Raw genomic sequence first — 14,420 nt, 5'->3', positions numbered from 1 at the left:
GTCCGGCCCGCGGCGCGGCCTTTTCCCGCCCACTCCGACAACACAATCATCATGCTCCAGAGACTGACGAGATCTCAGTTAAGCAGTCATTAACCATCTTGAGACGTATATTAGAATTGCTTGAAATGCTTCGGCTTGGGGAGTAGTCGAGCGACGGTGGTTTGTCTTTGCAGGTCCGTCTGGACCTGCGGGCTTGGGGGATACGATGAGCATGCTTTCCCGTGTTGTCCGGACGGCGATATTTGTGCCGCTCGCCTTCAGCGTTGCGTCTTGCGCGCAGACGCAGACGCGGGCGCGGACGACATCGGTCGACAGTATCGCGACCGCATCAGTCCCGAGCTCTCGGCCCGCAGTGAAGGACCGGAACACGAATTTGACCATGCAGGCGGCCGTCCGGCGGGCGGTCGACTATCAGCCATCGATCATGCAGGCGGCGGGCGAACTCAACCAGCAAGGCGCGGCGATCCGAGATGCACGCTCGGGATATTTTCCGTCGATCGGGGGCGGGATCGATGTCGGCAGGCGCAGCGCTTTCGGGAACGGTTTTCAGCCGGCAGCGACTGTGACCGCGTCGCAGATGATCTACGACTTCGGGAAAGTCTCCAGTCAGGTCGCCAGTGCCACGGCGACAGAGGAAACCCGGCGCGCCGAGTTCATTGCCGTGGTCGACAACGTGATCAGGGACACCGCGCTTGCGTCCCTCGAAACCCTGAGAAACCGCAGTCTGGCGGTTGTCGCGTCCGATCAGGTGCGCGACACGAAGGAAATACTCGAGCTCGTCAACGCGCGAACGGAACAGGGAGCCAGCACGAGATCGGACAAGCTTCAGGCCGAAGCGCGGGTGCAGATGGCCCAGACCACGGCACTGGAGATCAGGTCTCAGTCGGAGCGCTGGCAGGGCAGCATGGCGTCGCTGTTGGGTATGTCCGGGAAGATCAATCTCGGAGCGAGTATTCCCTCAGACCTCCCCAATGCCTGCTCTGCCAAAGAGCCCGATTGGGGTACGGTGCCGAGCGTCCGGGCGGCGGCATCGAAGAAGACGGCCGCCGAGGCCAACCTGCGGTTCAGCAAGGCCGATGTCCTGCCCACCCTGGCGCTTGAAGGCGGTAGCAGCATGGATCTGCTCGGAAATTCACCAGGCAGCCCGGACTATACGATCGGTCTGAAACTGACCGGCAAGCTTTACAATGGCGGCTCCTATAAGGCCCGGAGCGAAGCTGGCCAGTTCGCGGTTCAGTCCGCTGAGGCCGGCATCGCCAATGCCAGGACAGGCGCGCAGCGGAGCTGGATGGAATCGCGCACGCAGCTGTCTGGAATGCGCGCTTTGCTCACGACACTCGCCTCGCGCCAGACGCTGATGCGCGAAACCCGAGATCTTTATCAGAGGCAGTTCCTCGACCTGGGAACGCGGACTCTCCTCGATGTCTTGAATGCCGATCAGGAGCTGCATGCCGCACGTTTCGACGCAATCAACATCCAGTTCGATGTCCATAAGCTGAATATCGAGTGTGCCTCCGCAGCGGGGCGCTTGCGGGACATCTTCAAGCTCGAAAAGAAGCCGGGCACGGCCGCGACCGTCCTGAACGGCGGCGCATCCAGGTCGGAGACGCCAATCGAAATGGCGGTCGCGATGCCTGCGCGACAAGCACTGCCGATAGAGGCAGGACCAGCTGCCGCAGAGAATGCCGAACGCGGAGCAGACGTTGAGACCGAGCTAAGCGAGGCGCTTGCCGTTTCGCTTCAAGCCTCCAGTATCGGCGCGGACGTTAAGGACAAGGGAAACCGGTTTGAAGAGCTTGCTTTGCGCGGCGCTCTCTAGCCCGTAGGGGTCAAATTCGTTTTTGTCCGCCTTTCATAAACGCAAATACGCTGACCGGCATTAACCCTGCATCAACCGTCCGATGCGAGAATTAGTTATCGCTAATTGATAACGTTCTAAAATTGAGCAAGTCTTATCCCAGAGTTTCTTGGTAGGATTGACAGCAATCGAGACACTGCCGGACCAGCCAGTTCGGTATTCAACATTTTGCCCGGCGCAGACCTTTGACGGTCCGTGTCATCGCATCTCGCTGCCCATCCGCCAGGTCCGTTCAGTTTCGCTGTGACGCTCACGGCCTTAAGAGGATGTATCCATGGTTGCCGTTGTAACGAATATCGCAAGTGGTGAAAGCATTACCGTCGCATCGGGAAACATCTCTGTCCGTGAACCAAGTGTTATTCAGCTTGAGGTCGGCCCGAAAGACATTGCTGCGACCATCCGTCAGGGCGACGGTCTCGTCATCCGCCTGCAGAACGGTGAGGCGATCCGAGTTGCCGATTTCTACGCCAGCGGCCCTGGTGAAGCATCAAGCAAGCTGGTCCTGGTGGATGAGAACGGGGTCGTCTGGGATGGCAACCACACCGTCGGAGAAGCCGATTTCTCATTCACCGAGTCGGCCGGCGGCGACCAGTTGGTGGGTGGCGCTGAAGGTGGGGGCGATGCATCCATTCTCGGCCTTGCTGCACTCGGCGCGCTTGGAGCTGGAGGAATAGCTCTCGCTTCCGGAGGCGGCGGCGGTGGCGACGACAACGATGACTCGGACGCAGATGCAGACGCGGATGCCGACGCCGACGCCGACGCCGACGCCGATGCAGATGCTGACGCCGATGCGGATGCAGATGCCGATGCGGATGCCGACGCGGATGCGGATGCAGATGCAGACGCCGACGCGGATGCCGATGCGGATGCCGACGCGGATGCGGATGCGGACGCGGATGCTGACGCAGACGCGGATGCGGACGCGGATGCGGACGCAGACGCGGATGCTGACGCGGATGCCGATGCTGACGCAGATGCCGATGCTGACGCAGATGCCGATGCGGATGCAGATGCCGACGCGGATGCTGATGCCGACGCGGATGCGGATGCCGATGCAGACGCGGATGCCGACGCGGATGCGGATGCCGATGCAGACGCGGATGCAGACGCTGATGCTGACGCAGATGCCGACGCGGATGCGGATGCCGATGCAGACGCGGATGCCGACGCCGATGCGGATGCCGATGCAGACGCGGATGCGGATGCAGATGCAGATGCAGATGCTGATGCTGACGCGGATGCGGATGCAGATGCAGATGCAGATGCAGATGCAGACGCCGATGCCGACGCGGATGCCGATGCCGATGCCGATGCCGATGCCGATGCAGACACAACCGCCTACGACAATACCGCCGTCGCGTCGATCAACCTTTCCCCCGTGGTGACCAACGTTGATATAGGTACCCAGACTTACGGCGTTGCCGTCAGCCTTGGTGGCTTGGATCTCCAGGTGCTTCCGAACGTCGAAACGATCGATTTCAACGTCGAGGAGCGCCATACGCTCGATGCACGTTTTGAACTCGACGAGGGCCTAAGTCTCGGCGTTCTGTCCGATTATCAGGTGGTCATCCAACGATTTGACGGTGTCCAGTGGACCAACGTCACAGGCACCGGCACCGGCAATGCCACACTGCTGGACCTGCAGTTGCTGGATGGTGCACCGACAGTGAGCCTGGAGGATCTTGGACCGGGCCAGTACCGCGCCTTTATCGCCTATGACGGCTTGCTGGGTGCGGGCCTCGGAAGCGAGCTGACGATCACCGGGACGGATACCGACACAACCAGTATCGGCGCCATCGCCGTAGTTGCTGCCAGCGGCAACGTGATCACCGACGCAGGTATCGGCGGCGAAATCGACGCGGTCAATCCCGGCACCATCATTCAGAGCATCAATGCCACACCGGTGACCGCTGCAGGCGCAACCATCCAGGGAGATCACGGTACACTGGTCATCGGCCAGGATGGCAGCTACACCTACACCCCGAACCCCGATGCAGCCGGCATCGGACGGGTAAACTCCTTCGAATACACGATCTTCGATCCGCAAACCCAGGCGACTTCGACTGCGGAACTGCATGTCCAGATCGACAGCGAGGGACAAAACCTCACCTTCTCGACGATTGATCCAACGGCGGATGCGAGCCTTGGAATTGTCGCCACGGACGACGCTGGGGCGGCGACCGTCGTGACCACTCACCCGGTGACGGAGGCCGTGAACGCCGACTTCCTCGATGTCTCGTTGGGACTGTTTGGGGGAAGTGAAACGGGAACGTTCACGGTGGCCGCCGGATCCTTGGCAACGGTTCAGATCGGCGCGGACACAGACCAGCTCCTGGGTCTCCTCGGGACAACGACGATCACCGTCGAAATGCAGCAGGCTGACCTCAGTTGGACGGTCGTCGAAACCAGCACAGGTGCCAATCTGGCCGAGCTTGCCGGTTTGCTTGGCGGCTCCACAGGCCTGGAACTGCAGGACCTGGAAGCGGGCAACTACCGAGTTACGGTATCGCAGGATGGCGTGAACATCGGTGGCAACATCGACGTGCAGCTCGCCACGTCGACGAGTGACCTCGGAACGGTCATTTCCGATGGCGTAGTCGCGGCAGTCGGCAACGTTCTGGACGGTGATACGCTCGGCTCCAACTTCACCAACTTCCAGGTGTCCAATGGGACAGTGTTTGTCGATCCGGCCGCCGCAGGTACCGTCATCATGGGTGATCACGGCACGCTCAGAGTCTCTGCCGATGGCAGCTATTCCTATGAGCCGAACGACACACTCGGCCTCGATGGAATGACCGACAGCTTCACCTACCGTCTCGTTCATCCCAATGGAGAGGTCGTTGAAGCAGAGTTGACGATCCTCATCGACCAGGCAGAGCCCGTCGCCGGAACGTCGGTGATGATGGCGGCCGATACAGGCTCTGAAGCTTTGCAGCCGAGCATGCTGACGTCCGCGTTCGCAGACTTCGACCTCCTGGATCTCGATACCGGAAGTCACGGCCGGTTTGGCGATCTGACAGACGTCATCTCGCTGGATGGTGTGAGCACCGATCTCGGTGAGTTCATCGATCTCGGGAGCGTCAGCGCACTGCCGATCGACGTTGGCCTCCACGAACTTCTAAGCGGAGACACGGGCCTTGTCGTGGACGGTGACCTTGATATCGGCGGGCTCGCCGTGGCTGACGGTGTTGCCGACCTGCCCGAGTTTGCCGGCAACCTCGTCCCCACGATCTTGGACGATACGACCGTGGACCTGCTGGACGGTTCGGCCGCAGACAGTGTGCTGCATGGCGGCTTGCTGGGGGGAACTGTGGGCAGCCTGCTCGACGACGACGCTCTGCACCATGCCGGTACCTCAGTGATCTAGCCCTCAGTCGTGCTGCTGCCGGTTCTGCGGCAGCGGCACGACACCCGCTCGCCCGTCGTTTGCAGACGCTTGAAAGGCACGGCATTGACCCAAGCAACACCTCAGTTCGACGTCGTGCAGCAGAACCAGGCGGACGGCTGGATCGAAATGTTTGAGCAGGTTGCCCGGATTTACGGACTGGGCTTCTCGATCGAAGCGGCCCGCAAGGCTGCGGCGGCTTATTTGCTGGAAGACCAGGCGAAATACGTCCAGCGGCTCGCGCAAAAATTCGGGCTTCGTGTGAAGCTGGCTCAACCCAGTCTGGACATGATGACCAGCTGGAGGCTTCCCGTCATCGTGCAGCTCAAGGACGGGTCCGTTGCAACGGTTGTCGCCATCGATGCGCAACGCAATGGCGCCGTCGTCTTTGCCGGCGACAACGGTCTGAAAACGACGCTGGCGATCGATGTGCTGTGTGCCGAGGCAACGCTTGCGGCCATTCCCAGGCCGGCACGCTCCACACCTGACTCGAGGGTAGACACCTATATCGCCCCGCATGACGAAAGCTGGTTCAGACGGTTCGCGCTCGGTGACCTGCGCCCCTATGGCTATGTTCTGGTGGCATCACTGATCGCCAACGCGCTGTCACTCGCCGGCGTCATCTTCTCGATGCAGGTCTATGACCGCGTTGTCCCCGCCAACTCCATGAGCACCCTTTATGTGCTGTTTGCAGGCGTCATGCTCGCCGTGCTGTTCGACTTTGTCGTTCGCAAGATTAGAGGTTCGATCATCGATATCCTCGGCAAGCGCTGTGATCTGCGACTGTCCGACCTGATCTTCGGCCACGCGCTGCGTGTGAAAAACAGCGTCCGCCCAAGATCGACCGGAACATTCATTGCTCAGTTGCGAGATCTTGAGCAGGTCCGCGAGGTGTTCACCTCGACCACCGTTGCCGCGGTCGCGGACCTGCCGTTCTTCTTCCTGTTTCTGGTCATCTTCTGGTTCGTGGGCGGGATGCTGGTCGTCATCCCGGCGGTCGCACTCTTGCTGCTTGTCCTGCCTGGAATTCTGTCACAACGAAGACTGCACCAGAGCGCCAGCGCTGCAATGCGCGAGGCATCGCTCCGCAACGCGATCCTGGTGGAGAGCATTCAGGGCATCGAAGACATCAAGATGCTGCAGGCGGAGGAGCGCTTCCAGCAGAAATGGAATAACTACAACGCGGTCAATGCCGATGCCCAACTGAAGATGCGCGTTCTGACGTCGTCTCTGACCGGCTGGAGCCACAGCGTTCAGACGAGCGTTTACGCGTTCATCGTATTCTTCGGCGCACCGATCGTCATGGCTGGGGACATGACAACGGGTGCGCTTGTTGCCTGCTCCATTCTCGGTTCCAGGATGATGGCGCCGATGGCGCAGCTCACCCAGGTTCTCAGCCGTGTCCAGCAGGCAAAAATCGGGCTGAAGAGCCTTGACGCGATCATGCAGATGCCCGTCGACCATCCGGTCGCCGAGACACGCATATCCATCTCCGCCATTGCCGGAACCTACGAATTTCGATCGACCGCGTTCCACCACGCGGAGCCTGCCAGTAAACCCGCTCTGGTGCTGAGAAGCCTCAAGATCGCCGCCGGCGACAAGATTGCCGTACTGGGCAAGAACGGTGCAGGGAAATCAACTTTTCTGCAGGCGCTATCCGGGATGATCGAACCGAGTTCCGGCGAAGTCATGCTCGACAATATTGCGCTGAGACATATCGATCCGTCGGATCTGCGCCGTGACGTGGGGCTGCTGACCCAGAATTCCCGCCTGTTCCACGGGACCCTGAGGGAGAACGTTACGCTCGGTGCCTCCAACGCCTCCCAGTCCGCAATCCTCGACGCGCTATCGATTGTCGGTGCCGACGAATTTATCCGCGCTCTGCCAAAGGGACTCGACTACCCGTTGCAGGAGGGCGGCAACGGGCTGTCCGGCGGGCAGCTGCAGGCTCTCCTCCTCGCCCGCCTGCTGGTGCGCGATCCCAATGTCGTCCTCCTCGATGAGCCGACAGCCGCGATGGACGAGGCGACGGAGCGGTTGTTCATATCGCGCTTCCAGACCTGGTCGCGCGACAAGACGGTTGTCATCGCAACCCATCGCATGCGGGTTCTGGAACTGGTCGACAGGGTGATGGTGTTCGACAAGGGTCAGCTGGTGCTCAACGAGGCAAAGGCAGATGCGATGACGACGCTGAAGGGCATCAAGCCGCTCGCCCCAGAAAAAACAGTGCCACCCAAACTGGTTCCTGTTCACAACACGTCTGGCGGGATTTGAAGACATGGCAGAGATCTCGAGCGACAAGGCTTCGGACTACGGGTGGGCTTTCGGTGACGAGGACGATGTCCAGCTGTCAAAGGCAAAGACCGTCATTCTTCTGGCCATGATCCTCCTGACAATCGCGACGGTTTGGGCTTATTTTGCCATGCTTGAAGAGGTCTCCACCGGCGCGGGTCGTGTCGTTCCGATCAGGCGCGAACAGGTCATTCAGTCGCTTGAGGGGGGCATCGTTTCGGAGCTCTTTGTTCGCGAAAACCAGATTGTAGAAACCGGCCAGCTTCTGGCGCAGCTGGATCCGACGATCACCGAATCGGATGTCGGTGAATCATCGGCCAAATACCGTGCCTCGCTTGCGGCCGCCGCACGCCTGACGGCCGAGATCAACCGGACAGCTTTGACCTTTCCGACCGAGCTGAATGCCTATCCGGACCTCATCCGTTCGGAAACCCAGCAATTCGAGGCGCGGACGACAAGCCTTGAACAGTCTCTGGAATGGATGGAACAAGCGATCGTACTGGCCAAACGCGAGCTGGAAATGAGCGAGTCGCTTGCCAAGATCGGCGCCGCCAGCAATGTCGAGATCATCCGGCTGAAGCGGGAATTGGTCGATCTTGAAATGAAGAAGGTCGATATCGCCGCCAAGCAGAACCTCAGCGCCCGCGAGGAACTCGCCAAGGCAAATTCCGACATCACATCGCTCTCCTCGACCATCAAGGGACGGTCCGACAGCCTGCAGCGCCTGACGCATCGCTCACCGGTTCGGGGCATCGTCAAGAATATCGAGGTGTCGACGATCGGTGGCGTCGTGCCGCCAAACGGCAAGCTGATGGATATCATCCCGCTGAACGACGAGTTGCTGATAGAAGCGCGTATATCGCCACGCGATATCGCCTTCATTCACCCCGATCAGCGCGCCAGCGTCAAGATCAGCGCCTATGACTACGCCGTCTATGGCGGGCTGGAGGGACGGGTAACTGCGATTTCCCCCGATACCATGCGCGACGAGGTCGATCCCAACACGTTCTATTACCGTGTGTTCGTGCAGACCACCACAGATGCGCTGGTGACCGCGCAAGGGACGCGCCTGCCGATCGTTCCGGGCATGGTGGCAACCGTCGATGTCAACACGGGCAGCAAGAGTGTGTTGGACTACTTGATCAAACCCTTCAACAAGGCGCGCGAGGCGCTGCGCGAGCGATAGGTGACCATGCCCGCAGAAACTTTCGGCCTTGCGCGGCTGGATCGCCTTCGAGACCCTGTTCGGCAGGTCATCCAACCACTCGACGCACCGCATCCGGCTTATGTGCTGTTTGTCTCGATCAGCGACGGAGACAGACGAGCGTCCGTTGCAACGGTCGGCGCCGACAGTTTTGACGCAGCCTGGCAAAAGGCTTTAAGCGCCGCCGGCGACCTCCTGGACAGCCAGAGGCTCGACGGCCGTCTGTTGCGGATCGACTGGCCGGTGCGGATCGAGAAGATCACGGTCAAGACCCTCCACAAACAGCTTGGTCGCACCAAGAGAAACTACTTCCGGCTCGGACTGTCGCTCAACGACCAATTCGAAACCGCGTTCCTGGACAACGAACTGAACGCCAACGCCATGCTTTATGGTGGCAACAAGGTCGAGCACTGCGTTCTAAACGAACGAAACTTCGCGCTCTATGCGAAGACACGATTTGGAAAAGCGTTCGAAACGGATTTCGCCGAGGCGAGAGCGCTCTGGGCGTTTACAACGAGCGGTTTTTTTCTCGATGAGGAAGGCCGACACTACCGTCTTTGCGGCGAAGGTGCGGGAAGCGGTCAGCGTGAAGGTCAGCCGCTTGATCGTGCCATGCTCGATCGGCTGATCGACTCCTCATCCAGCTATCTTGCGTCTCAGGTCAAGCCGGACGGCGCGTTCGTCTACGGCTATCACCCGTGCTTCGACCGCGAGATCCGCACCTACAATGTCCTGCGCCATGCAAGCACGACCTATGCAATGATCGAAGCTTACGAGGTAACGAGGGATAGCAAGACGAGAGCTGCGATAGAGCGCTCGCTCGGGCAGCTGACCGGTCATCTTACCCGGATCGCGAGACTGCCTGATGGGGCCGAGGCCGCCTTTCTGATCGACGTCGGTTCGGAGATAAAGCTCGGCGGCAATGCCGTCTTCCTCCTGGCGCTCGCGAAATATACAAGTGTCATGAGCGATGATCGATATCTGCCGCTGATGGATAAACTCGCCACCGGTATCGTTCATATGCAGGACGCAAAGACCGGTGAATTCCGCCACGTCCTGCTTTACCCGGACCTTTCCACCAAGGCCGAGTTCCGCACTGTCTATTACGACGGCGAGGCCGCCTTCGCGCTGATGCGCCTTTATGCGCTCACCCACGACATCCGCTGGCTCGGCGCGGTTGAAAAAGCTTTCGAGCATTTCCTGCGCCGGAACTACACGCAATATCACGACCACTGGCTGGGTTATTGCGCCAACGAACTGACGCTGTTTCGGCCGGAGGAACGCTATTTCCGCTTCTGCGTCGAAAATGTCAGCACCTATCTCGATTTTGTCGCCAATCGCATAACCACCTTTCCGACACTGCTGGAACTGATGATGGCAACCCGGCAGGCGCTGTCGCGGATTGCTGACCACCCGGATCTGGTTCCGCTCCTCGGCGAGATCGACCTTGCAGCGTTCGAGGTAGCGCTCGAAAAACGCGCTCATTACCTGCTGAACGGTCATTTCTACCCGGAGGTGGCGATGTTCATGCGCAACCCAAGGCGGATCATGGGTTCGTTCTACATCCGCCACCACGCGTTTCGCGTAAGGATCGACGATGTGGAACACTATCTGTCCGGGCTGATCGCCTATCGCGCGTATCTGAACGAGAAAGAGGCGTTCAAATCGCTGGTCTCTCGGCAAGAAGGAGCCGGTTCATAGTAGGGCTCAGCAAGGGCGAGTGGCGTAATGATCGGTTCGTCGCGCGGTGACATTTCCCCTATCAAGAATGACCATTGGGGAAGCTCGAACAGATCGAGATAAAGGATCCTCAGAAACTAGCGACCCTGGGCGTGGAAATATGATATATTTTCCATGTTCTATGCCATGGGATCGAATTGTCTTGAGACGTGTCTACATCCATGCACTCCTTGCCTATGCGGCCTTCTCCATCACTGACGCTAGTGTAAAGGCCGCCGGCGGCGGCCATTTGTCGGTCTTCCAGATGGCATTCATCGTCAACGTCTTCGCAGCTCTGGCCGTTCTCTTCACCCGCCATCCCGGCGAACGATGGCGCGACTTCTGGCGCACCGCCCATCCTCTTGCCGTGCACGGCCGCGCGATCTGCGGCGTTGTCGCCAGTCTTACAGGTGTCTACGCTTTCACCGCGATCCCGCTGGCGCAGGCCTACGCGCTGGTGTTCATGGCGCCCCTGTTCGTGACCATCATGTCGGCACTGGTGCTGAAGGAGCATGTGGGGATGTGGCGCTGGTCAGCCGTTATTATCGGCTTCATCGGCGTTCTCCTTGTCGTGAAGCCGGGCCACGAGGCATTCGAGGGCGGCCATCTTGCCGCGATATTCACCGGCCTCGGCACTGGCACGGCGGTCATCATTCTTCGGCGCGTTAACGGCAAGGTTAAGACGACGAGTGTTCTGGGAACACTCATCGCCTACCTTCTCCTAGTCAACGCGGGGGTTATGCTCATCCACGGCGCCATCGTGCCGACATTGAAGGAATGCGCCCTGCTGGCGCTTGCCGGCATGTCTTACGGCCTTGGTCAATGGGCCTTCGTGTCGGCCACGCGCCACGGGAACGCTACCCAGATCGCGCCAATGCACTACTCGCAGCTGGCGTGGGCTGTGGTCTTCGGCGCATTGATCTTCGACGAATTTCCCGATGCCGTTGCGCTTGTCGGTATCTCGATCATAATTTTCGCTGGCCTCTTGACGGTCTTGCGCGAGAAAATGCGTGGCACCAGCGGTCCGATCGGTAAGGCTGCAACCGTTGACAACGCCGACCTCGGGCACGATGCCGCGGAAAATTATCCGCCACCCATTCCCAAATAAAATATTTGATATATCATGTATCGTCTATCTGAAGCGCAATAGGGATGGTCGTGCAGACATGATGGGCAAGCCGGTGTTCGGGGTCGTGGCCGACGATCTCACAGGTGGAATGGAAACTGCCGCAATGCTTGTCGCGCACGGCGTCGACTGCGCATTTGTGACCGATCCTGAGGCTGTGGATACAATCGGCGATGTCGACGCTATCGTCGTTGCGCAGAAAACCCGCGTCATTCCGGCGGCACAAGCCGTTGCAAGAACCGAAAGAGCGGCCCGAGCATTGCTTGCGCGCGCCACACGCCAAATCTTCTTCAAGTATTGCGCAACGTTCGACTCGACCGATGACGGAAATATCGGCCCCGTGGCTGACATCCTGATGGCGACCACCGGCGCGCCCTATGCCGCCTTCTGTCCTGCCTCGCCGGCACTGAAGCGTACAGTCTACAACGGGCACCTGTTTCTCGGCAGCCAACTGATTTCGGAATCCCCCAAGCGGCACGATCCACTGACACCAATGACCGATCCGGACCTCGTCCGCGTGCTGCAGCGGCAGACGAAGACCCGAGTCGGGCTACTTGCCCACCCCGCCGTCAGCGAGGGCGGCACGACGCTCCGGCTGGCCGTCGCCGACCAAGCAGCAGAGGGCATCCGCTATTTCATTACCGATACGATCTACGATCGTGATCTCGACGCCATCGCCGAACTGACCTGCGACTGGCCTCTAATGACCGGCAATGCCACAATCGTCCAGCACTATCCGGCGCTGTGGCGACAGAGAGGTCTCCTGACCGGCGAACCGCATACGCGCAGCCTTCAGCCTGTGTCAGGCAAGGGTGTCGTGCTGTCTGGCAGTTGCGCCGAACGGACACTCGAACAGCTCGCCGACTTCGAGCGGTCGCATCCCGTCCTGCGGATCGATCTAACTGACATCGACAGCGCCGAGTCCGCGGTCGATGCAGCCCTCCGTTGGGCGCTGCCAAAACTCGAGACCGGCCCAGTCGGACTGTCGACATCCGCCGCGCCAGAGGCCGTTGCCGCTGCGCAGGCGCGGTACGGCAGGGATGGCGCTGCGGCGCTTGGCGAAAAGATCGTCGGCGACCTTGCCGTCGCCTTCCATGGCGCCGGCGTGCGGCGGTTCGTCGTCGCCGGTGGAGAAACGTCCGGGTCCGTCGTCGAGCGCCTCGGCATCCGCGGCCTGAATGTCGGTCCCTATGGCGGCCCGGGCGTCGGCACGGCAACCACGAACGGTGACGATCCCGTCGCTTTCTGCCTGAAGTCCGGCAAACTCGGCCCTGTCGACCTTTTCACCCGGGCGCTGGCGTCCATGAAGAACCCGGAGTAAATCGTATGAACGAGATGGACCTGCGAAAGACGATGCTCGACCTCGTCGCGAAGCTGGAAGTCAAGGGCTTTAATCACGGTTCGAGCGGCAATGTTAGCTGCCGCATCGGCGACGACATGCTGGTCACACCGACCGGTGGCAACAGCAGCAACATGACCGTGGAGCAACTGGTGCGGCTGGACCGGAATGGCGACAACGTCGGCAATGGCATCCCGTCCAGCGAATGGCATATGCATCAGGCAATTCTCCAAGCCTATCCGCATGTCCAGGCGATAATTCATACCCATGCGGACTGCTGCGTGGCGCTCTCCTGCCTCGCCAGGCCAATCCCTGCATTTCACTACATGATCGCCAGCTTCGGCGGCACGGACGTGCCATGCGCACCCTACGCCACGTTCGGCACGAAAGCGCTGGCGGATGGCGCCGTCGCGGCGCTGAAGGACCGGAAGGCGTGCCTTCTCGCCAATCATGGCATGATCGTTGCCGCCCCTTCCTTGCAGCAGGCCTTCGACCTGACGGTGAAGCTCGAGACGCTTGCCCGCCAGTACATTCTCGCCCGTCAGGCCGGCGAGCCTGCAATCATTCCCGACGACGAGATCGTACGGGTTCTGGAACGCTACAAGGGCTACGGCCGCAGCCGGTTGCCCGGCTGATCGTAAGGGGAGGATGCACCATGGAGATCACCGGCACCTCTAAGATCATGTTCGTACTTGCCGATCCCGTGGACCACGTCCGCGCCAGCGCCGTGCTGAATGCCTATTTCGCCGAGAGCGGCGAGGACCTCGCGACATCGCCGCTTGCCGTTCGCCCGCGGGACCTCGGCACCGTCGTCGACGCGATCCGCTGCATGGGCAACGTCGTCGGCTTCGGCGTCACTATCCCGCACAAGGTGGCGATCATGCCGCTGCTAAATGAGGTCACCAACCGGGCCCGGATGATTGGCGCCGTGAACTTCGTCCGGCGAAGCCGTGACGGCTGGCTGGTTGGCGACAATCTCGATGCACCAGGCTTTCTTGCCGGCGTCGACGCCCACGGATGCTCGGTCGAAGGCAAACGGGTTCTGCAACTCGGCGCGGGCGGTGCCGGCCGCGCCACGGCAATGGCAATTGCAGAAGCCGGCGCTGCGGAACTGCGGATCTCCAATCGTGACGAAGCGCGCGGCCACGCTCTCGCCGACGCGGTACAGGCCCTGTTCCCGGCAACAAGGGTATCGGCCGGACCCGCTCCGCCGGAAGACTTTGATCTGATCGTCAATACAACGCCACTCGGAATGAAGCCTGGGGATGCGGTCCCGGCAGAGATCGGCGGCATCGCCAGTTCTACTGTGGTTTACGACATCATCGTCAATCCGCCAGTGACCAGGCTGATGGATGCGGCCTGCGCGCGCGGTGCCGTCACCATCGGCGGAAAAGCCATGCTCGACGCGCAAATGGCCCTTGTCGCAACATTCATTAAGCAGTAGCATTCCGATATATCAAATATCGAACGGAGTTCGCCACGTATAGGTACAATACT

Annotated in this window: 10 protein-coding genes and 1 pseudogene; 10 read left to right on the top strand and 1 reads right to left on the bottom strand. The window is 60.3% G+C overall.

The window, feature by feature from the left end; all coding sequences use genetic code 11:
• The first annotated feature begins 205 nt into the window (after positions 1 to 205).
• Both AC0JZ8_RS21075 and AC0JZ8_RS21070 read left to right on the top strand, forming a co-directional pair.
• Positions 206 to 1,819, top strand: coding sequence for a TolC family protein (locus tag AC0JZ8_RS21075; protein WP_471893466.1), 1,614 nt, complete (start codon positions 206 to 208; stop codon positions 1,817 to 1,819).
• A gap of 313 nt (positions 1,820 to 2,132) precedes the next feature.
• A pseudogene (locus AC0JZ8_RS21070) lies at positions 2,133 to 2,414 on the top strand (BapA/Bap/LapF family prefix-like domain-containing protein); the annotation flags it as partial.
• 6 nt (positions 2,415 to 2,420) lie between these two features.
• Here the strand turns inward: AC0JZ8_RS21070 and AC0JZ8_RS21065 are convergent.
• Entirely contained in the window at positions 2,421 to 3,356 is a 936-nt protein-coding gene (locus AC0JZ8_RS21065; RefSeq protein WP_471893882.1) for a hypothetical protein, read from the bottom strand.
• On the opposite strand from AC0JZ8_RS21065, the gene AC0JZ8_RS21060 reads away from it, so the two are divergent.
• From AC0JZ8_RS21060 to AC0JZ8_RS21025, 8 genes are all read left to right on the top strand, one after another.
• Positions 3,309 to 5,225: a BapA/Bap/LapF family large adhesin gene (locus AC0JZ8_RS21060; RefSeq protein ID WP_471893856.1), complete on the top strand. Its 1,917-nt coding sequence runs from the start codon at positions 3,309 to 3,311 to the stop codon at positions 5,223 to 5,225. The genes AC0JZ8_RS21065 and AC0JZ8_RS21060 overlap by 48 nt on opposite strands.
• Before the next feature lie 84 nt (positions 5,226 to 5,309).
• Positions 5,310 to 7,517 (top strand): type I secretion system permease/ATPase, encoded by a 2,208-nt coding sequence (locus AC0JZ8_RS21055; protein ID WP_471893465.1) that lies wholly within the window; start codon positions 5,310 to 5,312, stop codon positions 7,515 to 7,517.
• A 4-nt stretch (positions 7,518 to 7,521) separates the two neighbouring features.
• The gene (locus tag AC0JZ8_RS21050) at positions 7,522 to 8,721 is read left to right on the top strand and encodes a beta-barrel domain-containing protein (protein WP_471893464.1); all 1,200 of its coding nucleotides are present in this window, start codon (positions 7,522 to 7,524) and stop codon (positions 8,719 to 8,721) included.
• 6 nt (positions 8,722 to 8,727) lie between these two features.
• Positions 8,728 to 10,440, top strand: coding sequence for a hypothetical protein (locus AC0JZ8_RS21045; RefSeq protein ID WP_471893463.1), 1,713 nt, complete (start codon positions 8,728 to 8,730; stop codon positions 10,438 to 10,440).
• Between the two features lie 181 nt (positions 10,441 to 10,621).
• Positions 10,622 to 11,566 (top strand): DMT family transporter, encoded by a 945-nt coding sequence (locus AC0JZ8_RS21040; protein ID WP_471893462.1) that lies wholly within the window; start codon positions 10,622 to 10,624, stop codon positions 11,564 to 11,566.
• Positions 11,567 to 11,624: 58 nt separating this feature from the next.
• A complete protein-coding gene (gene otnK / locus AC0JZ8_RS21035; RefSeq protein WP_209899595.1) occupies positions 11,625 to 12,905 on the top strand; it encodes a 3-oxo-tetronate kinase in 1,281 nt (426 codons plus the stop codon).
• 5 nt (positions 12,906 to 12,910) lie between these two features.
• Positions 12,911 to 13,558, top strand: coding sequence for a class II aldolase/adducin family protein (locus AC0JZ8_RS21030; protein ID WP_062577786.1), 648 nt, complete (start codon positions 12,911 to 12,913; stop codon positions 13,556 to 13,558).
• A 20-nt stretch (positions 13,559 to 13,578) separates the two neighbouring features.
• Entirely contained in the window at positions 13,579 to 14,367 is a 789-nt protein-coding gene (locus tag AC0JZ8_RS21025) for a shikimate dehydrogenase family protein (protein ID WP_471893461.1), read from the top strand.
• Positions 14,368 to 14,420 lie beyond the last annotated feature (53 nt).

The organism is Velazquezella soli (assembly GCF_977018685.1).
Note: the sequence above shows the minus strand (reverse complement) of the source record. Positions and strands in the feature narration are given on the sequence as shown.